The sequence below is a fragment of the Sinomicrobium kalidii genome, assembly GCF_021183825.1.
GTDB lineage: Bacteria > Bacteroidota > Bacteroidia > Flavobacteriales > Flavobacteriaceae > Sinomicrobium > Sinomicrobium kalidii.
In genome coordinates this window covers 2,070,037-2,089,192 of record NZ_CP089211.1, presented here as the reverse complement: position 1 = coordinate 2,089,192, position 19,156 = coordinate 2,070,037, and the positions used below count along the sequence as shown (strand labels likewise).

The window sequence follows — 19,156 nt, the reverse complement described above, 5'->3', positions numbered from 1 at the left end:
TTTCTATTCCTAATATCAAACCTTAATAAAATGTTATATTTAAGAAGATGCGATGATGAAGGTTAAAAAGGGATGCCGGAGCCCCGGCCGTTAAGCAGGAAGAGATGTGCAAAAAAAGACCGCCCCGAAAGGAGCGGCCCTGACAATAATATGTAAGGATTATTTATATCGCTGTAACATTTACTGCATTAGGACCTTTCTGGCCCTGTTCCACACTATACGTAACTTTGTCGTTGTCACGGATGTGGCTGTTCAGTCCGGATGTATGCACATATACGTCCTTTCCGCCGTCATCGGGGGTAATGAATCCATAACCCCTGGATTCGTTAAAAAATTTTACTGTTCCTTTATCCATTTTAGAAAAAATTTATTACCCTCAAAGGTAATTTAATTATTTGTATTTCAGTGTTTTTAAACGGTTAAATTGGGATCATACCGCAAATGTTGCGGACTATGCAGAAATGAAAGGGGATTGTACGTTGCCGGTTTCCCGTTGTGGTTTTGCCGCGGATACATGAATGTTTTTTGGCTGAATGTTGCAGGTTAACACAGAATCTATGTACTGAAAGGTACAAAACGGTTTTGGCAGGCTATGAAATTGTGCTTTAGTTATTCAGTTAGTTAGGTATCACGCATGAACTCCATAACTCATCGTTAGTTTGTATTAACCTGTTACCTCAATATACAAACTATAATTTTTTACACTACTCAAGGGCTGCAATAAATGAGCCTCAATCGAGGCCAATACCACCCTGTAACAAAAAGGAACCATTTCATAAATTGCAAGTCATACCTCTTATGTCCTGCTGTCTTACGTCAGAACCCCAACAATAGCTACAACTTTTGATCCTGATCCTTATGTTTGTACAGGAATGCCGGAAAACCCGAGCGGGCATAAAAAAAGCCGCTCCGTGTTATGGAGCGGCCAGACAATAATATGACAAGGACAAATTATATCGCTGTAACATTTACTGCATTAAGGCCTTTCTGGCCACGTTCTACATCGTAAGTAACTTCGTCGTTCTCACGGATGTTCTCGTTTAATCCTGATGCATGTACAAATACATCTTCTCCACCATCTTCGGGTGTTATGAAGCCAAAACCTTTGGCGTCATTGAAAAATTTTACTGTTCCTTTATTCATTTTTAAAAATTTATTGGAACAAAGGTAATTTAATTATTTGTATTTCTTCCAATTTAACATATTTATTTATTTTTTTTAATATGTTGTGACTGTGCCAAATAGCTCGTGAAGTCGCCCCGGGCCTCAAAAAAGGAACAATATGCGTGTGGGAATATTTTTTGTTCTTTCACGGTATTGTTGCCGGTATAATAGCCGGATGTGTCCTTTTTTCTGTTTTTTAGCAGGAAAAAAGAGTAATGATTTAATCGATCTGATCCGTTATTTTATGCTTAACTTGTTGGTCCCGCTTTTAAACATCCGTAAAGCATGAAAAAAATACAACTTAAAGATGCCATTTCCATCGGGATAGGGGGAATGGTTGGCGGCGGTATTTTCGCTGTTCTCGGGCTGGCGGTCTCCCTGGCTAAAGGAGGAACTCCCGTCGCCTTTTTGTTTGCAGGAGTCCTGGCGCTGATCACATCTTACAGCTACGTAAAGCTATCCGGGTCTTTTCCGGACCGGGGCGGTACCGTAAAGTTTATCAACCAGGGGTTTGGCATTTCCGTTTTCAGCGGTGCCATGAGCAACCTGCTGTGGGTAAGTTATATTATCATGCTGTCGCTGTATGCTTCCGCTTTTGGTGCTTACGCGCCCAATTTGCTGGAGATCACCCATAACAAAACCGTAGATTTTCATATTTATGTAAGTGCTATTATTATTCTGGCAACCGCCGTCAATTATTACAGCATTGCGGTGGTAAGCAAGATAGAATCGTATGCCGTGATCATTAAGCTGGTTATTCTTATCGGGTTTATCGGTATTGGTGCTTACGGGCTCATCGGCAACCCCAATACCGGCCAGCTGGCCGTAGCGCATTGGGAGGCCCCGGTAAAGCTGTTTGCCGGTGGTATGGTGATCTTTGTGGCTTATGAGGGGTTTGAGCTCATAGCCAATGCGGCGCCGGATATTATCCGCCCGGAAAAAAATATAGCCAAAGCCTATTACTACTCCGTTATTTTTGTGATCGTATTGTATATTGTCATTGCACTGGTCACGGTCGGGTCACTTCCTTTTGATAAAATAGCGGATGCACAGGATTACGTATTGGCCGAAGCAGCCAAACCCATGCTGGGCAAAACGGGTTTTACCGTGATTACCATTGCAGCACTGATCTCCACGTTTTCTGCCATCAATGCCTCCCTGTACGGGGGGAGCCGGGTTAATTTTGAAATTGCCGAAGAAGACGAATTGCCCCATCATTTCCTGGCACGGTTATGGAACCAGCCGGTAGGGCTAATGATTACCGCCATGGTTACCCTGATCCTGGTCAATGTGCTGGACCTGGAGAGTATTTCCACGGCCGGCAGCGTGGGCTTCTTACTGATTTTTGCCATGGTAAACTTTACAGGCTTTAAACTTGCCGGGCAGATTAACGGAAACAGGTGGCTCCCCCTTGCGGGTTTCGTTTTGTGTATCATGGCCCTGGTGATCCTGGTACGTCAACAGTACCGCACTAACCTGACGGGAGTGCTTATATCCGCAGGCCTTATCGGGTTTTGCTTTGTATCGGAATGGGTATTTAAAAGGAGAGAAGCACATAAAAAAGTGTAAAAAGCGGCTTTTTTATAGATGCATACGTGTTTTGTTTCCTATTGTGTTTAAGCAAACACTGTTGCAAACCGGCTCTCTCCTGTTACCTTAAAGACTGGTAAAGCAACAGCAGGCCAATCCCTATCAACCCGGAATAAATGTAGTTTAAAAAAGCGCCGTGGCTTAGTTTGCGGTTCAGGGACCTTCCTATAAAAATGGCCGGGATCACGGCAGGGAGCGCTATAAAAAAGTAATGGGTTACGGCCGGGCTCCAAAGCCCTTTGTACCAATAGCCCAGCATACCCACGGCACCGGCCGGCAGAAAATAGGCCTGCAGTGTGGCCCTGAAATGTTTGGCCGTCCAGTTGCGCATATTGCCGTATACCACGAGGGGAGGCCCGTTGATGCCGTAGGCACCGCCGAATACGCCCGACAAAAAACCACAAATAAAAAGCCATCCCTTATTATCGGAAGCCAGGCGGAATTTCCGGGTGGAAACCATGGAATACAGGGCATAGAGAATAAGAAAAATACCGAGGCCGCTTTTTACCAGGGTCCCGTTGCCGTAAATAAGCAGGAACAACCCTATGGGTATCCCCAAAACAGCAAAAACGATAAGCCATTTAGCGCTGTTCAGGTGTATTTGTTTCCTGTCCTGTACCACGATCACCGAAGCGACGGTTATGGATACCAATACCGAAAGGGGTACGGCAATATCCAGGGGAATAAGGAGTATAAGCAATGGTACGGCCACCAGCGATTCGCCAAAACCGAAAGTAGAACGCACCAGGGTGGCAATAAAGAAAATGGTCAGTATATAAAAAGTGGTAATATCCATTGCGGCCCGCTAAGATAGGCTGGTTTGGAGACGATTCAAAATATGGTGGGAATAGATTGGAGCGGTTTAACTTTTCCTTCGCAATTCAAAAATATCCGTTCGCCGGTCTTTCAGGTTTTTTACGCTGCCGAATTCGTGAAGTTCCCGCAGGAGGCCCAAATCTACATCGGCCAGTAATATCATTTCGGTATTTGGAGTGGCTTCGGCTTTGATACCGTTAGTAGGAAAGGCAAAATCACAGGGTGTAAAAACCATGGACTGCGCAAACTGTATGTCCATATTATGCACATTGGGCAGGTTGCCCACACTGCCGGCAATGGCCACGTAACATTCGTTCTCTATGGCCCTGGCCTGGGCGCAGAGCCTTACCCTGGAATAACCGTTCTGGGTGTCGGTGAGAAACGGTACAAAGAGGATGTCCATACCTTCATCGGCCAGCAAACGGCTCAGTTCGGGGAATTCGGCATCATAGCATATCAGGACGCTGATCTTGCCGCAGTCGGTATCAAAAACCTTAAGCTTATTTCCGCCCTGCATGCCCCATACTTTTACCTCGTCCGGGGTAACGTGTATTTTTTCATAGCGTTCTATACCACCGTCCCTTTTACACAAATAACCTACATTATACAGGTTTCCGTCTTTTAGCTCGGGCATACTGCCGGCCACGATGTTGATGTTGTGCGATATGGAGAGTTTTGAGAATTCCCGGATGATATTGTCGGTGTGCCCGGCCAGTTTTCGGATGGCTTCGGGTTCCGAAAGATGGTTGTACTCGGCCATTAAAGGAGCATTGAAAAACTCGGGGAAAAGTGCAAAATCCGCCCGGTATCCCGACAGGGTATCTATAAAATATTCGGCCTGCTGGAGTAAAGAGGCCACGTTTTTATAAGGCCGCATCTGCCACTGTATCAGGCCCAGGCGGACCACGCTTTTTTTGGTTGTGGCTTTCCGGGTCGGCTTTTCGTAATAGATATTGTCCCATTCCAGTAAAACGGCAAATTCTTCGGAGGCTTTATCACCGTCCAGGTAGCCCTTGAGGATCCGGGTGGGGTGAAAATCGTTGGACATCTGGAAATTCAGCACGGGATCGTGAATCTCCTTTTTCCGTACTTTTTCAATGTATTCCCTGGGGGTCAGGGTGTCGGAATATTTGTGGTAATTCGGAATTCTTCCGCCAAATGCAATGCCCTTGAGGTTCAGTTTTTCACAGAGTTCCTTGCGGTAATCATACAGCCTCCTGCCCAGGCGGAGTCCCCGGAATTCCGGTTTAATAAACACGTCTATGCCATAAAGCATATCGCCGTTGTCCGTATGCGTATCAAAGGAGCTGTTGCCGGTGATCTCATTAAAAGTATGGTTGGCCTCAAAATTGTCGTAATCCACGATAATGGTCAATGCACAGCCCGCGATCCGGCCGTTGACCCTGATAACCACCTGACCTTTCGGAAATTTGCCCAGCAGGGTTTTTAACTGGCGTTCGGTCCAGTAATCGTCCGGCATGGTACGGTAGGCCGATACCATGGCTTCCCTGATCTCCGGGTAGTCTTCGGGTTTCAGGTATTGCAATTCTATTTTATCGGTTTCGCTGTGCATGCGGTATTGTGGTAAATGTGCTGTTCGGAATTTTTTACGGGGATTAATTTACGAATAAAAGTCCATCCGGTACGGGTGCCTTATGCTTTTGCCCTTATTCATATGGACCGGCTATGATAGCATGTTTATTTTTTTGATAAAAAAGACCGCCTGTTGCGCCCGGGATAAACAAAGGCGAGAGGGTTTTGATTTGAATGATCCCTGAAAAGAGGTGTCGGCTTTAGCCTGCCCTGAGTACAGTTGAGGGGTTTCTCGCCGCATTAAACCGAATAACTGATTATCAACTAAAATAAATCAAGCATATGTTGTTTTAGTTGCTATAAATGTTAGCCGCTAACGGATACGGTATCAGTTGTTTAATTCAGCAACTCTTCCAGGAACATCAGGGTATGCTGCCAGGCTCTTTTTGCCATGATTTCGTTGTATTCGGCAGATTTCGGATTGGTAAAGGTATGACCGCTGTTACCATAGGTAATGATCTGCCAGTCGGCATTTCCGTCATTTAGTTCTTTTACCAGGGCGTCGTATATTTCGGGGGTTACCCCTTTGTCATCCGCCGGGTTTTCTATGAGAACCTTGGTTGTGATCTCTCCGTTGGGGCGATTTTTATCCTTGCCTAACCCCCCGTGAATACTCACCACGCCCTGTACGGGGAACCCCGCCCTCATCACTTCCAAAGCACCGGTCCCTCCGAAACAGTACCCGATCACGGCGATTTTACCCGTATCGGCCCCGGCTTTTTTCAACTGGTCCAGGGCTAACGAAATACGGTGTTGATAGGCCTCATAATTGGTTTTGTAATACCCGGACGATTTAGATGCCGATGTATTGTCGGCGGGGATATTTCCCTCGCCGTAAATGTCGGCTATAAAAGCAATATATCCTTGCTTTTCAAGGGCCAGGGCTGCTGTTTTTGCCTCTTCGTCAATCCCTTTCCAGGCAGGCAGAATTAAAACCCCCGGCAGGTTTTTCCCTGTATTGGAGGTTACCAGTCCGTTTAATTGTTGAGCCCCGTCTTTATAAGAAACGGGGTTTAAATGTTGTGCATTGCTTACATGTGTTAACATCAGTGCAGAAAATAAAGGTATAAGTAATTTTATCATGGTACTGTAAATATACTCCAAAATGCCTGCGGCCGGAAATTAAAACCGTTAAAAAACGGACCGGGCCGGAGAGAAGTAATGTCTAGCGAATTATCGACAATAAGAAACTTCCATTGCAACCATTTCGGAACAAAGACGAGAAAGGCCAGGACAGCTCCGTACAGGATAATATGCCTGGCCCCGGGAAATATTTTGTTTAAAAGTTCATAGTTCTGTTGAATGGTATTGTGTATGGCTTGGGGACAACACCCAAATATACACAATTCCCCGTTTTATTACTAAAAAGACAGGCGCCATCAAGGGGGACAGGGAAGTTTTCAACGTGACGAATAATCCCTATAAATGGAACAATTGGTGAATACAAATATTAATATGATAAAAAGAACGCTTAAAGATCGTATAGAAAAACGTTTTGGAAAGGGGAAGCCATATTCCTGGTCGGACCGAGGCAAGTGGGAAAAACGACACTGCTGAAGCAGATACTGGAAGGCAGGGAATATCTTTTCCTGAACGGAGACGATCCCACGGTTCGCAGGCTGCTTACTGATCCGAATACAGAGCAGCTTAAAGGAAATCCGTTTCGGGCCCTTATAATTCTCTTTTTATGGCACACCGCAAACGCTTGTTTACAACAGGCCCTCATTTCTGCTGAGTTCGAATGAGGGCCTGTTGGTGTTTATTCCGGTTACCTGATCTCAAAAGTATCGTTGGAGGTATCGGCATCCATAAAAATACCGCCTTCCAGGCTGATACCGGTAATGTTCTTTACATTTTTCAGCCTGACCACTGCCTTGTCCGGGTTGGCTTCCCAGATGGCCGGGGTTTGGCGGAATTCCTGTGTTTTCCCGTCTTTATCCGTTAGCACAATGGTTACGGGAGCCGGCATACCGCCCCTGTTTTCAAGGGTTACGGCCAGGGTATTTCTTTTGTAGGAGGCGTCGGTTACGGCAATATCTATATAATTATTGCCGAAGTACCAGCGGTCCCAGAACCAGTTGAGGTCTTTGCCTGTAATATCGTTGAACGAATAGAAGAAATCCCAGGGCATGGGGTGTTTGCCGTTCCAGCGGGCCATATAGCCTTTCAGGGCTTTGCCGAATTCGGCATCGCCCAGGTATTCCTTCATGGCCAGGTACCCGATGGCCGCTTTTCCGTAGGCATTGGCCCTTATGGCTACGCCGTTCAACGCGTTGAGGGGCGTAATCACGGGCAGGTCATATTCCATATTGGCATTGTTGGCCCATTTGCTTACCCGGAACTGCTTAAAGTTTTCCGTGGCCTTTTCTTTGCCCAGGTCATGGATACCGATCAGGTATTCCAGGGTAGTGGCCCAGCCTTCGTCCATAAAGCCGAAACGGGTTTCGTTAATGCCCATGTAGAACGGAAAATAAGTATGCGCGATCTCGTGCTCTACCACAAAACGGGCAAATTCCGCCTCCGGGAACGAACTGTCGTTGACCATCATCGGGTATTCCATATCGGCAAAACCGCGAACAATGGTCGATTTGGAGTAGGGGTAGGGCACACCGGGATAGTTGTTGGAAAACCAGTCCATCGCGTGCTTGCCGTAGTTCACCATTTCCTTAAAGTCTTCCGAAGGTTCGTCATAGGCCGCCTGCACACTGGCACGGCGCCCCGTGGTCTTATCTACCACCACACTGCCGGCATCCCACAGGTAATGGTCGCTGACGGCAATGGCGATATCCGTAATGTTCTCCGCTTTCCATTTCCAGGTATTGGCGGGGTTTTGTTTTGTTATCTTTTGGCCTTCCAGGTCTTCTTTGGTAGCGATATGCACCACCTCGTCCGAGGTCATGGATTGCTCCAGGAGCCCGGCGTAATGCGGCTGCAATACCTCGTCCGGGTTTTGCAGGTCTCCCGTGGCCCATACGATATAGTTGGCAGGCACAGTGACCGAAAAGGTATAATCGTTAAAATCGTTGTAGAACTCCTGCGCCCCGTTAAAGGTGGTGGTATCCCATCCGCGGTAATCGTCATACACGGCTACCCTCGGGAAGAAATAGGCCAGGAAGAAAGTGGTTTCATCAATGGCGCCTTCTCTTCCGCTTTGTACGGATACGTCAAAATGCCAGTCAATCCCCAGGGTAACGCTGGCATTCGGGGCCAGCGGGGTGGCCAACTCTATCATTTTGTCGGTACCGTCGTTTTTTTCGGTCCATTCCCGCGCCACGCCGTTTTCGGTATAGGCATCGATATGCATGCCGGAGGTGAGGTAGTCTTCCGGAACCTGCCCCAAACGCGCCGCGCCGGGCTTATGCTGGTTGAGGAAGAGTTTAAAGTTCAGGCTTTTTAAGGTGTCGGGGCTGTGGTTGGTATACACGATGGTCTCTTTCCCGGTGACCTTCCGGTCCGGCGGGTTTACGGTTACATCTATAGTATATACTCCTTCGTTCTGCCAGTAATCGGGCCCGGGTTTCCCGTCTTTGCTGCGGGTCTGGTTTTCATAGGCTTTTTTTACATCGCGCGGGAGGTAGAGTTCCTGTGCCTGTACTACGGTTACAAACACCAATAACAAGGTAAATAGTGATTTTCGAAACATGCTGCGTGTGAATTTTTAATGGATATTGTTAGTTCCTTTTCTAAAAACCGGACAACAAACAGTCCGGTAAAGCTGTATGTTTGTCAAATATACATCACGGTGTACATACAAAAGAAAAATACGTTCATAAAATTCAGGTGTGGAAACCCCATAAAAAAGAGGATAGTTCAGAAAATGGTCTTCCGGGCCATACGATTATACGTTATAGGGTTGTGATACAGTTATCAGCGTTACATATGGCTTCTACCTGTTCCGTGCCGGTCTATAACCGGAGCCCATTTTTATTATAGTGCGTTACAACCGCTTTTTTATGAGAGGTCCTCGTTTCCGCGGCGCTTAAAATAAGGATTGGCGGGGAGCGTATTTATCACTTTCCTTTAAAACAGTTTTCGGGTCAGATTCCCAAGGTTATCAGGTGTTTTACTTTATGATAGGTCAGGGAGGCTTTTACACAGGCTTTCAGGGCTTCAACAGGAATATCCTGCTCCAACCGAAATACAATGGCCCGGTTGCCTTCATATTGAAATGTATGTCCGAATACGATCCTGAACGTATTCACCAGGCGGCTTGTGCATTGAAAATACATCGCATATTGGTCGGGCGCTTTTTCTTTCCAGTCCATGCGCAGGGTACTTCCGTTTTTGGTTACGAAGCCGGGTTCGCCCCATTTCAATGTTTCTTCCAGGCGGGTAATGCTTTCCGTTTCTTTGGCCGTTTCAATGACCAACGCTCTCAAAAAAAGCATTTTATCCCGGACAAAATCAGGATACCCCGCGAATACTTCTTCCACCTTCGGATTCGATGTCAGCACTAACTTTCCGGGCATTCCCTCCTGAATTTTATTAAGACGGTGCGTTTTTTCCATGATGCGCTTTAAAGTTAGTAAAAGACCGGGGGTTCCCGGTCAGAAATTCCATATTTATTGCAGTACTTTAGTTGTACTAAAAAATTATAGTTCACGTTATTAAGATGTTAAGTTACTGGGTTTTTGAGTTATTGCGTATTGCCTGAATAACCCGGTAACCTGATCAACATGGCAATTTCATTGCCTTTTTGAACCAACCTCCGGACCTGCAGTCCGGAGTGATTTATTCAATCGGTATGTAAAAGTCAACAATGGCTTTCTTTTCGGGGTGTTTGTTGAAATTGTTGTGATAGATCTCAAAAGGGTTCCTGTCGGCTTTTTTATACCCGTTTTCGTTCATCCATACAAACAGCCCGGTCCATGACTTTTCAAACTCGTGGAGTCCGATCTCAAAACTTCCCACAATAAATTTTCCCTTTTCAATGGAAGTCAGCCCTATTTCCCCTTCCGTTTCAACAGGCTTGTTCAACGCAATGCAGGCATACATTCTTATTTTGCGGGCTTCGGTAACTTTAAAGCTGTCGTGGTAGATCGTAACCATTTTCGCCTGCTCATGCATCAATCCCCGGGGTGTGGCCCATTGCACTAGTTTACGATAAGCGGTTTCAAGGTTTTGCGGCCCGATACTCAGCACATAGGCCAACTCCGTTTCGGGCATTTCCTTAATGTCAACTTTTGCGTTCATTTTTATCCAGTTTTTAAGATGATCAATGACGCAAATGTATTTTTCATGGCCGGGATACGCTTGACCATTCTTGCTTTGCAATTGACGGATCTTGCTAAACCTGTTCGGGTTTTGTTTCCTGAATTCCGTCGGGCTTATTCCGTAAAATTTTTTAAAGGTCCTTGTAAATGAAGAATTGTCGCTAAACCCGTATTTAAGCGATATTTCGGTGATGCCCGTATTTTCGTGTAGCAGGTCCAGGGCCGACTTTTCTATTCTCCGCCGGGTTATATAGGCATTCAGGGTTTCCCCGGTAATAAACTTAAATACCCTGTGAAAGTGGAAGGGTGAGAAAAAGGCAACCTCTGCAACCGTATGTAATGACAGCGGACTATCCAGGTTATTATCGATATATTGAAAAACCCTGTTGATCCTGTTTTTATAGGCTGTTTGTATCTAGTTGCCGGTGGTGGACATTTTTTGAAGGCTGCTTAATGCTCAAATATACGGAATCCTTCTTTCCCGTGGTATTCGTCCACTTCCCGGGTTTTCCTCCGGCAGTATATATTCCCGGAGTGAAAGTGTGGTGGATGTTAAAATTCTACGAAACCTAACAATTTTTAAGAACACGCAGGAGGGCAGCTTTCCTGGTTTGTGTTACAACCAGGTCTTGAATCACATCTGATGCATGTATCTCCACAGGTGTAATAGCACGTATGTTCACCATCTTGAGTATATGCACCCCCACGATTCATATTAGCTTTGAAATTAGCGATCACATTTTTTTCTAATTTGAGAAGTTTCTTTTTAGACTTTTTCATGATAAAATTTGGGCGTTAAATTAAACAATGAGTATTAAATTTAATGATTATGTTATATTTAAACATTAATTTATCTTTAAATCTGTATTAAAAATTCACTTATGTCTTGATCACTGACCTTTAAAAGATTGTCGTATAAATACCGCGCATTTTTTTTCATACTTTCTACGTTTGATGAAATTGCAGAAATCCAATCCTTTAAAAATTTACTGTCGGGGAAATCTTTATATATATTAACCTCCCTGTAATCCTTGTTAAAAAAGACCTCTTCAAATTTGGCGATGTCGAAAACAAGTTCATAATTAAGATGTATGCTATAACATTGGAATACATTGTTCAAAAAAGAAAAATAAGCCAATTTAAAAAAAGGGGAAGCTGTGTTCATGCCCATCAGTTTGGTATACTCGGTGTTTATGGAATTAAACTCGGACAGCAATTTATTTTTTGATTTTTCAGGAAATGGACGGTTTATGATTTTTTGACTTTCTTCCTGTAAGAAAGAAACCTTATCTGTTCTTTCAAAAAATATTTTGCCGATACATATATTCCGGGCTTCAAAATTAAATGAGCTTTTATGTTGAACTCCGAACAGCCGTATAGTATTGGCGACAGACCGTGCGGTGTAGGATATTTTTAATGCTTTTTCAGTGGTGTAAACTCCCTTTAAGGTTTGTTCACAGCTATCATCAAGAATAATTCTTATATCCAGGTCAGACTGTTCATTTTGCCATTGTGTGGCATAACTACCCGTTATTAAAATCCCTTCGGTATGTTCCTGGTTTTTCCATAAATCCAAAAAGTCATAAACCTCAGTATCCTCTATATTATATAAATGAAGCTCCATGATGTTTAATATATTCTTCAAAAAGAAAGTTTATATTTTATCCCTTATATTAATACCTTGAGTTAATAAACTGTATAGTTTCACTAAAACTAACGTGAATAGTGGATAAGCAAAATGGCTTCCTTACTTCGGCAGGATTCAGTACGGCGCCTTTAAAAATTTCAAACAAGAGTTGTAATTTTGAAATGCTTTTGATTCATAAAGCTTAAACATTATTCATGTTAAAACGAACCAACTATGAGAAAATCTATTTGTTTTTTAATGCTCCTTGTCATTTCGTAAATACCGGAATTTAGTCCGTCAACGATTATCTTTTCCAATTCGGCAGATGAGAAATTGATCAGTTTTGAGTCCGCAATTATTTTTTCTCATGTCCGAGTGTAAGATTCCTTTGGTTTGTTCGAAAATATATACAACTTCTTCAAATTGGGCATCCGTTAATTTTATTCTTATGTTTAACCGGAGCGAAGTATGGTGATGTCAAAATTAAATTCCTGTCCGGACATTTAAGAGTGTTTCTCCACAACGGCCCGTTGTTTTTCGACCATTCGGGCAATGAGCCAGATAAAAGGCTCTACCTGACCGCTTAACACGCAGGTGCCCTTGCTGATACAATGAAGCAGCTCCTGGACGTCTGATGTCTGCAAGGCAGCGACCGCCCGGTTATTTTTAAGAAGCAGGGAACACACAGGGAGATCGGGTATCTCTTCGGTGCCTGGTGTAACATTGCGCTCATTGATTACTATGGTCATCGGTTTTTCGTGACCGGGAATGCGGATAGCCACAACAAGGTTCGGAGTCTGATGCGCGGCTTTTTCAGCTATTGATGCTTTCAGGTAAGCAGCGAAGTCATTTATCCACTGCTTTACGTCAGACTGTATAATAGCCGGATCTCCTGAGTCATCAGTCCGGGAACCTGTTAACTGTTCCCCCTCATCGACTTCACGTTCTGCCGCGATAAGCGCATCGAGCGTCCTGTCGACATCTTCCCGGGTATGGGCAGATGAGCATATAAGCCTGAGACGACCTCTTCCGCTCTCCACAATAGGATAGGTCACCGCCGATGTCTGAACGCCGCGCTTGTACATGCCCTGCACTATGGCGTATAATTTATCCTTATCGCTAAAATGCGGTGTAATGATGGGGCCGTCCCCCGTACCCAGGTCATAACCTGCTTCGATGAATTGCCGGCGCATGTACCGGGTTGTATCCCAAAGTCGTTCCCGCAGTTTGTCGTCTGAACGCAGCCGGCGCAAAGCGGTAAGTGCCGCAGCCATATCTGCCGGGCTGACGGAAGCCTGAAAAATATAGGCTCTCGAAGATGATTTCAAAAGATCTATATGTTCTTGCCGGGCAGCAACCACGCCCCCGAGACTACCAAGTGCTTTACTGAGTGTGGTCATAATAAAATCTACCTCTTCGGTGATGCCCTGGGCAGCACAAATACCTGCGCCGCGTTTACCGTAAAAACCGAATGAATGAGCTTCGTCTACCAGCACAAGCGCATCATATGCTTTTGCGGTGCGTACAATTTCCGCAACCGGAGCGGCGCCTTCCCCCATACTGTAAACACCTTCAAGAACGACCAGTGCGGAACGGTAGGGGGATACTTCCGATTTAAGAACGGCTTCCAGGTCAGCGGAGCTGTTGTGTTGAAATGTTCTGATCGTAGCACCACACAGACGGGCACCGTCAACGATAGATGCGTGGCAGAGCTGGTCGATAACCACGACATCATTTTTACCCAGAAGTCCCGCTACAGCACCAACATTTGCAGTATAGCCCGTAGGGAACAGGCAGGCGCCGGGCTTTCCTACCAACTCGGCAAATTCTTTTTCGAACGCTATATGGAGATCTGTCATCCCGGAAGCCGCTGCAGAGGTTCCCATTCCGCTCCCGAATTGCTGCAAGGCTTTAGAGGCTTCCTCAATTACCTCTTTATCACGGTTCATGCCAAGGTACAGGTTGGTCGTCCATATAATGGCTTCCTGTTCTTCATCATTGTACGCGTCGGTTACGGTACCTTTGGTAGCGCTCCCCGTACGGAGTACCTTACTGTACGGATTTCTATCGAGGTTGTTCACCATACGCAGCACTTCCTGCACGAGTTTACTCTTGTCATCAGCGGACCAGGAGGATGCTTTTGCAGCCTGAAACGTGGGGTGGCTGGACCGGATACGTTCCTGAAAGGTCTCAAGCGTGTCCGAAGCTGTTTTACATGTATGCTCCCCTGGCGCATTAGCTGTGCCATTGTCTATCAGTTTCAGGATATGATGGGTCAGCGCTACAGGGGTGGGATACTCCATGGCAACTGTTCCGGAAAGCTTCAGATCAAATATTTTTGAAAGCCGGACACTCAATTCCAGGCTGGACAGTGAATCAAGTCCCAGATTATCGAATGAATCGTCCGGCAATAGTTGTTCGGAATCATTAAGATTCAGAAGCGCAGTAACCTCTTCCCGAATTACCGACAGTATGGCTACCTGCCGGCCGGTGCCGTGACCTGCCGGGTTTTGTGCCTGTCCGTTGGCATGGAGTCCGGGCCCGGGTTTTACATCAGTCGTCTGTTGCTCCTGTTCGGGATGGTCGGGTCCTTTCAGGGACTTTAGCTTGTTACGGTCGAGCTTTCCGTTGGGTAAAAGAGGCAGTTCCTCAAGGTGTATCACCATTTGAGGAACCATATACTTTGGCATTCTTTGCGCTAAATATGCCTTCACATGCTCACCTGTTACAGCTTCATGCTCACGCACTACGTATGCTACAAGCATTTTCTGTCCTATACCACCATCTACGGCTGCAGCCGCAGCCGCGGTAATCCCCGGCATGGATTCCAGTGCAGCTTCAATCTCTTCCAATTCGATCCGGAAGCCCCTGATCTTGACCTGTTGGTCTACGCGTCCTAAAAATTCGATGTCTCCGTTTTCATTCCTTCGGCAAAGATCACCTGTTTTGTACAGCCGCACCTCGGGGATCGCGCTGGTAGGTTTCATCGTTATAAATCGCTCTGCGGTACGCACTTCGTCATACAAGTATCCACGCGCAAGCTTGTTTCCCGCCAAAAACAGTTCGCCCTCCATACCATCGGGCACCGGGTTCATATCATCGTCAAGTATATAGGAACGGGAGTTTGCCACAGATTTCCCGATAGTCACGTTTTGCGTATGGTTAAAGATCTCAACCGCCGTCGAAAAGACCGTATCTTCGGTAGGGCCATAAGCGTTGACCACCCGGGTCCCTGTTTCCAGGGCGAAAAGTTTTTCTACCAACGGTCGCTTAAGCGCTTCACTGCCAAAAACGATACAGCGAATGCCTTGAGGCACCCATCCTGAAGATAGTAATGCCTGTATCGCAGATGGAACAACAACGCAACTCTTTATCAGGTTCTTTGAAGATAAGGCCGGTAAGTCGAGCATGTTTTTTGCCAGGACCACGGTTCCTCCCAGTGCTAAAGTTCCCAGGATTTCCATGACCGAGGGGTCAAAACAGACCGAGGTCGCGGCCAGCATGCCCTCCAGATCTTTAGCATCCAATAAATTGCCCATGGCCTGGGTCATCGCCACCACATTCCGATGCTCGATAGCGACCCCTTTGGGGCGTCCTGTGGAGCCGGAGGTATAGATTACATAAGCGAGATCGTTCGCAGACGGCCCGGCTAATTGGTGTGTTGTTTGTGGCTTCACCTTATCAAGCCATATCAGCTCCTGTACGCCTTCACAAAGTTCCGCACTGTTCTCATCATCCACAATAGCGGCTATCGCACGGGAATGCTCCAGCATGTAGCGTACCCGTTCCCGCGGATAAGCGGGATCGAGCGGTACATAGGCACAGCCTGCCCGTAATACACCCAGCAAAGTCGCAACCAGTTCCCGGTTGCGGCTCATACATACGCCAACCAGGGACCCCTGCGGGACGCCGCGGGTTACAAGCGCTCCGGCAATGGCGTTCGCCCGATCCGTCAGATGCCTGAAGTTTACCGTTAGCTTTCCGTCAATAATCGCCGTCCGTTCCGGATGTACCTGCGCTTTCCGTGCAATCAGCCCGCAGATGGTTTCCGTTGTGTTATAGTGCTGTTGTTCGTTTAGCGATCGTTCTGTCCGCAGTTGCGTTTGTGTATTTTGCCGATCGCTGCTGCCGGTATTTTCATTACATTTTTTTTCCATAAGTAGGTATACGTATTTAGGGGTCAATCCGGTTATTTCTTCCGTATCTTTTACACTGGCTTAGGCCAGCATGCTAGTCGATTTTTAGCAATTTCTATGTTAGAGAACCTGAATTTCAGTTATTGCGTTAATAGGTTATTCAGTTACTCGGTTATTTAGTCAATACGCAATGACCAGTAATCAAATAGCAATTTCATTGTCACTTCCTCACCTGCGGACCTGCAGTCCGGAGAGGTTTAGTTGTATCGGTTAATAAACCGGCAAAAAACGGGGTCAACTTAGTTATATATCTTTCTTTTTGTGTCGTAAATGCAAGGTAGTTAATTTTTTTCGTCTTATGCTAAAGGGGTGTTCTCAGCTCGTTTATATTTTCCGGTATAAATTTTTCCTCCTTGCTGATGAGGTATTTTTAACCCTCAAGTATTCAAAAAATTTTAGCTGCTATGGCATTGACGTGTAACAGGCGGCGAAATCAGAGACATTTGCAGCACCTTCAGTGTACACTTTGCCCAAGTGAGGATCAGTTGAGGATTTTTATTCCTCGGAATCTATTTTGATCTTTTATTTTTTCCGGATTTTGACGGGCATCAAAAACATCGGCAACTTTGATAAACCCGTTTTTCAGGTCTACCGAATAGATGATTTTATAACTTTTATATACTAAATAACGATAAGGTTCTTTTCGTTCCTGTAGCAGTGGCTCTGCTTGTCCGGAATATGGATTGTGGATTAATTTTTGAGGTTCATTTAAATGACCAATTTTTCAGCAACTTTTGCACTGCTATTTTCACTATAATACTCAAAAATATCATCAAGTTGATGCTCGGCAAATTCAGACCAGATGACTTCAAATTCCGTTACTTGTATTTGGAGAGCAGTTCGGAAGTTCGTTTAAACCTATTATTGTTGAAGTCAGATTCCGATTGATCTATCCTTTGATTTAATTCTTTCTTTGTCATCGGTCTGAAATCTTTGTGAACCGCTGTTTTTCGTTCTTTTTTCAGCAATTTTTCGAGCCGGGTAATAGCTTCCTCGCTTTGGAGTTTTAAAAACTCCTGAATAAATTCTATTTTCCTGGTTTGCAAATCCATGCTATTCGCTTTTTAATCAAAGATACAAATTTTAATAGTTAGAAGGAAAGTCTTCGTTCCTGGCGCTGCGAATGTCTCTGACTTCGCAGCGCAGGATTTTCAAACATATACTTTTCAGGAGGGCCCTTATTTTATATGATTGGACTTCCATTGTTTGATTTCGTTTATTTGTATTATCGGTTGAATATTTGTGTATTTCGGTATGTCGTTGCGAATGGTATCAATATTTCGGGCAATCACTTTATTGTATTCATCAACATTGTTGATGTAAAAATAACCCATAGTAACAAAACTCACTTTATCACCATCTGTCCTGCCCGCTATCCCCTTGTCAATTTCATAAAACTTTAAATTATCACCTAAAAGTCCGGCCATCATAGGCATATGCTTCTTTTCGTAATAATCCATGTCAAATGTTTTGTTCGCTCCATTCGGATATAGAATGGCCACTTTATATGTTCCGGTTTCCGGGGGGGTCAAATGTTTAATTTCATCGGTTCCGCAGCTTATTAAAACCGTAAAAGAGATGAGCAAGAGAAATTTAATTTTCGTTTTCATAATAAATTGGTTTTGATTGTCGGTTCATGAATATACATAATTACACGTGAATTCGATTTGTGTCATACAGAAAAACAGATGGTGATCTTTATTCCTGTCAGGTTGAGCCCTTTGGCACTTCAATTACACTCAGTACAGGCAAGCTCAGGATAAACTAAAGCCGAGCCCTCCTTTTAGAGCCTATTCGGGCTAAAAACCCCTCGACTTTAGCCTGTCCTGAGCACAGTCGAAGGGCTCGGGCTGACAGATACGTCATTGCCAATTTATGCGGTTGATTAAATGTTACTTATCGCAATGAACGTTTTTAGCTTAAATCGAACAGGTGTTATTTTAAAACCGCTTCGATCTCTTCCAGTTCGGCGGCTGTAAAATCCAGGTTGTCCAGTGCCGCAACATTGGCTCTCAATTGTTCTGCCTTGCTTACACCGATCAGCACGCTGGTTACACGCGTATCCTTTAATAACCAGGCAATGGCCATCTGTGCCAGGGACTGATCCCGGCGTTGCGCCACGGTATTTAATTTTGTCACTTTGGCTATGACCTCATCCGTAATCTGGCCGGCCTGAAGATACCTGCCGTCTTTTTTTGCCCGGGAATCTTCCGGAATACCCTTCAGATATTTATCCGTTAAAATCCCCTGTTCCAAAGGAGAAAAAACAATAGCTCCCACACCTGCCGTTTCCAGGGTATCCAACAGCCTGTCCTTTTCCACCCACCGGTCGAGCATATTGTACCTCGGCTGATGGATCAGGAAAGGGGTTCCCAACTCCTTCAGTATCGCGGCAGCCCTGGCCGAATCTTCTGCATTGTATTGAGAAATTCCTACATACAATGCTTTCCCCTGGCGTACCAATTGGTCTAAAGCACCCATCGTTTCTTCCAGGGGCGTTTCGGGATCGGGGCGGTGGTGATAGAAAATATCTACATAATCCAGCCCCATCCGTTTTAAACTCTGGTCACAGCTGGCTATGAGGTATTTCCTGGAACCGAAATTCCCATAAGGCCCCGGCCACATATCCCAACCTGCTTTACTGGAAATTAAAAGCTCGTCCCGGTAAGGCGCAAAATCCTTTTTAAAAATATGCCCGAAGTTCGCTTCGGCAGCACCGTAAGGCGGTCCATAATTGTTGGCCAGGTCGAAATGACAAATCCCCAGGTCAAAAGCGGTCCTTAAAATGGTCCGGGCTTTCGTAAGATCATTGCCATCGCCGAAGTTGTGCCACAGCCCCAGGGAAAGCAGGGGCAACCGAATGCCACTTTGCCCGCAGCGGCGGTATTGCATGGTATCGTAGCGTTTTTCACTGGCGGTATAAAGCGGTAAAGATTGGGTGTCGTTTATATGCATGG

The 19,156-nt window shown here is 45.3% G+C and carries 15 protein-coding genes and 1 pseudogene; 2 read left to right on the top strand and 14 right to left on the bottom strand.

Annotated elements, in window-relative coordinates:
• Positions 1 to 163: 163 nt before the first annotated feature.
• Positions 164 to 355, bottom strand: coding sequence for a cold-shock protein (locus LS482_RS08325; RefSeq protein WP_233031317.1), 192 nt, complete (start codon positions 353 to 355; stop codon positions 164 to 166).
• Between the two features lie 596 nt (positions 356 to 951).
• On the bottom strand, positions 952 to 1,143 hold the full coding sequence (locus LS482_RS08320; protein WP_233031316.1) for a cold-shock protein: 192 nt from the start codon (positions 1,141 to 1,143) through the stop codon (positions 952 to 954).
• 306 nt (positions 1,144 to 1,449) lie between these two features.
• On the opposite strand from LS482_RS08320, the gene LS482_RS08315 reads away from it, so the two are divergent.
• A complete protein-coding gene (locus LS482_RS08315) occupies positions 1,450 to 2,733 on the top strand; it encodes an APC family permease (RefSeq protein WP_233031315.1) in 1,284 nt (427 codons plus the stop codon).
• Positions 2,734 to 2,815: 82 nt separating this feature from the next.
• Here LS482_RS08315 and LS482_RS08310 read toward each other — a convergent pair whose 3' ends face one another.
• From LS482_RS08310 to LS482_RS08300, 3 genes are all read right to left on the bottom strand, one after another.
• Positions 2,816 to 3,550 (bottom strand): sulfite exporter TauE/SafE family protein, encoded by a 735-nt coding sequence (locus LS482_RS08310; RefSeq protein ID WP_233031314.1) that lies wholly within the window; start codon positions 3,548 to 3,550, stop codon positions 2,816 to 2,818.
• A gap of 66 nt (positions 3,551 to 3,616) precedes the next feature.
• On the bottom strand, positions 3,617 to 5,143 hold the full coding sequence (locus tag LS482_RS08305; RefSeq protein ID WP_233031313.1) for a carbon-nitrogen hydrolase family protein: 1,527 nt from the start codon (positions 5,141 to 5,143) through the stop codon (positions 3,617 to 3,619).
• A gap of 356 nt (positions 5,144 to 5,499) precedes the next feature.
• Positions 5,500 to 6,246, bottom strand: a complete 747-nt coding sequence (locus LS482_RS08300) for a dienelactone hydrolase family protein (protein ID WP_233031312.1) — start codon at positions 6,244 to 6,246, stop codon at positions 5,500 to 5,502.
• 452 nt (positions 6,247 to 6,698) lie between these two features.
• On the opposite strand from LS482_RS08300, the gene LS482_RS08295 reads away from it, so the two are divergent.
• Positions 6,699 to 6,908, top strand: coding sequence for a hypothetical protein (locus tag LS482_RS08295; RefSeq protein WP_233031311.1), 210 nt, complete (start codon positions 6,699 to 6,701; stop codon positions 6,906 to 6,908).
• Positions 6,909 to 6,931: 23 nt separating this feature from the next.
• Here the strand turns inward: LS482_RS08295 and LS482_RS08290 are convergent, their stop codons facing one another.
• The 9 genes and pseudogenes from LS482_RS08290 to mgrA all read right to left on the bottom strand — a co-directional run bounded on the left by LS482_RS08290 (position 6,932) and on the right by mgrA (position 19,154).
• On the bottom strand, positions 6,932 to 8,806 hold the full coding sequence (locus tag LS482_RS08290; RefSeq protein WP_233031310.1) for a M1 family metallopeptidase: 1,875 nt from the start codon (positions 8,804 to 8,806) through the stop codon (positions 6,932 to 6,934).
• 394 nt (positions 8,807 to 9,200) lie between these two features.
• Positions 9,201 to 9,671, bottom strand: coding sequence for a DUF1801 domain-containing protein (locus LS482_RS08285; protein WP_233031309.1), 471 nt, complete (start codon positions 9,669 to 9,671; stop codon positions 9,201 to 9,203).
• Positions 9,672 to 9,894: 223 nt separating this feature from the next.
• A complete protein-coding gene (locus LS482_RS08280) occupies positions 9,895 to 10,356 on the bottom strand; it encodes an AraC family transcriptional regulator (RefSeq protein WP_233031308.1) in 462 nt (153 codons plus the stop codon).
• A gap of 123 nt (positions 10,357 to 10,479) precedes the next feature.
• Positions 10,480 to 10,734: pseudogene (locus LS482_RS08275) on the bottom strand (helix-turn-helix transcriptional regulator); the annotation flags it as partial.
• Between the two features lie 498 nt (positions 10,735 to 11,232).
• Positions 11,233 to 12,021, bottom strand: a complete 789-nt coding sequence (locus LS482_RS08270; RefSeq protein WP_233031307.1) for a hypothetical protein — start codon at positions 12,019 to 12,021, stop codon at positions 11,233 to 11,235.
• Between the two features lie 485 nt (positions 12,022 to 12,506).
• A complete protein-coding gene (locus LS482_RS08265; RefSeq protein WP_233031306.1) occupies positions 12,507 to 16,160 on the bottom strand; it encodes an amino acid adenylation domain-containing protein in 3,654 nt (1,217 codons plus the stop codon).
• A gap of 857 nt (positions 16,161 to 17,017) precedes the next feature.
• Positions 17,018 to 17,251: a hypothetical protein gene (locus LS482_RS08260; protein ID WP_233031305.1), complete on the bottom strand. Its 234-nt coding sequence runs from the start codon at positions 17,249 to 17,251 to the stop codon at positions 17,018 to 17,020.
• A gap of 126 nt (positions 17,252 to 17,377) precedes the next feature.
• Positions 17,378 to 17,809 carry an EthD family reductase gene (locus LS482_RS08255; RefSeq protein WP_233031304.1) on the bottom strand — a complete coding sequence of 144 codons (432 nt, stop codon included), beginning with the start codon at positions 17,807 to 17,809 and terminating at the stop codon, positions 17,378 to 17,380.
• A 325-nt stretch (positions 17,810 to 18,134) separates the two neighbouring features.
• A complete protein-coding gene (gene mgrA, locus LS482_RS08250; RefSeq protein WP_233031303.1) occupies positions 18,135 to 19,154 on the bottom strand; it encodes an L-glyceraldehyde 3-phosphate reductase in 1,020 nt (339 codons plus the stop codon).
• Between the last annotated feature and the right edge of the window lie 2 nt (positions 19,155 to 19,156).

Excerpts from the sequence above, each read along its gene's own strand:
- LS482_RS08300 (WP_233031312.1), bottom strand. The coding sequence starts at position 6,246 with ATGATAAAATTACTTATACCTTTATTTTCTGCACTGATGTTAACACAT.
- LS482_RS08320 (WP_233031316.1), bottom strand. The coding sequence starts at position 1,143 with ATGAATAAAGGAACAGTAAAATTTTTCAATGACGCCAAAGGTTTTGGC.
- LS482_RS08325 (WP_233031317.1), bottom strand. The coding sequence starts at position 355 with ATGGATAAAGGAACAGTAAAATTTTTTAACGAATCCAGGGGTTATGGA.
- LS482_RS08315 (WP_233031315.1), top strand. The coding sequence starts at position 1,450 with ATGAAAAAAATACAACTTAAAGATGCCATTTCCATCGGGATAGGGGGA.
- LS482_RS08260 (WP_233031305.1), bottom strand. The coding sequence starts at position 17,251 with ATGGATTTGCAAACCAGGAAAATAGAATTTATTCAGGAGTTTTTAAAA.
- LS482_RS08255 (WP_233031304.1), bottom strand. The coding sequence starts at position 17,809 with ATGAAAACGAAAATTAAATTTCTCTTGCTCATCTCTTTTACGGTTTTA.
- mgrA (WP_233031303.1), bottom strand. The coding sequence starts at position 19,154 with ATGCATATAAACGACACCCAATCTTTACCGCTTTATACCGCCAGTGAA.
- LS482_RS08285 (WP_233031309.1), bottom strand. The coding sequence starts at position 9,671 with ATGGAAAAAACGCACCGTCTTAATAAAATTCAGGAGGGAATGCCCGGA.
- LS482_RS08280 (WP_233031308.1), bottom strand. The coding sequence starts at position 10,356 with ATGAACGCAAAAGTTGACATTAAGGAAATGCCCGAAACGGAGTTGGCC.
- LS482_RS08265 (WP_233031306.1), bottom strand. The coding sequence starts at position 16,160 with ATGGAAAAAAAATGTAATGAAAATACCGGCAGCAGCGATCGGCAAAAT.
- LS482_RS08305 (WP_233031313.1), bottom strand. The coding sequence starts at position 5,143 with ATGCACAGCGAAACCGATAAAATAGAATTGCAATACCTGAAACCCGAA.
- LS482_RS08290 (WP_233031310.1), bottom strand. The coding sequence starts at position 8,806 with ATGTTTCGAAAATCACTATTTACCTTGTTATTGGTGTTTGTAACCGTA.
- LS482_RS08310 (WP_233031314.1), bottom strand. The coding sequence starts at position 3,550 with ATGGATATTACCACTTTTTATATACTGACCATTTTCTTTATTGCCACC.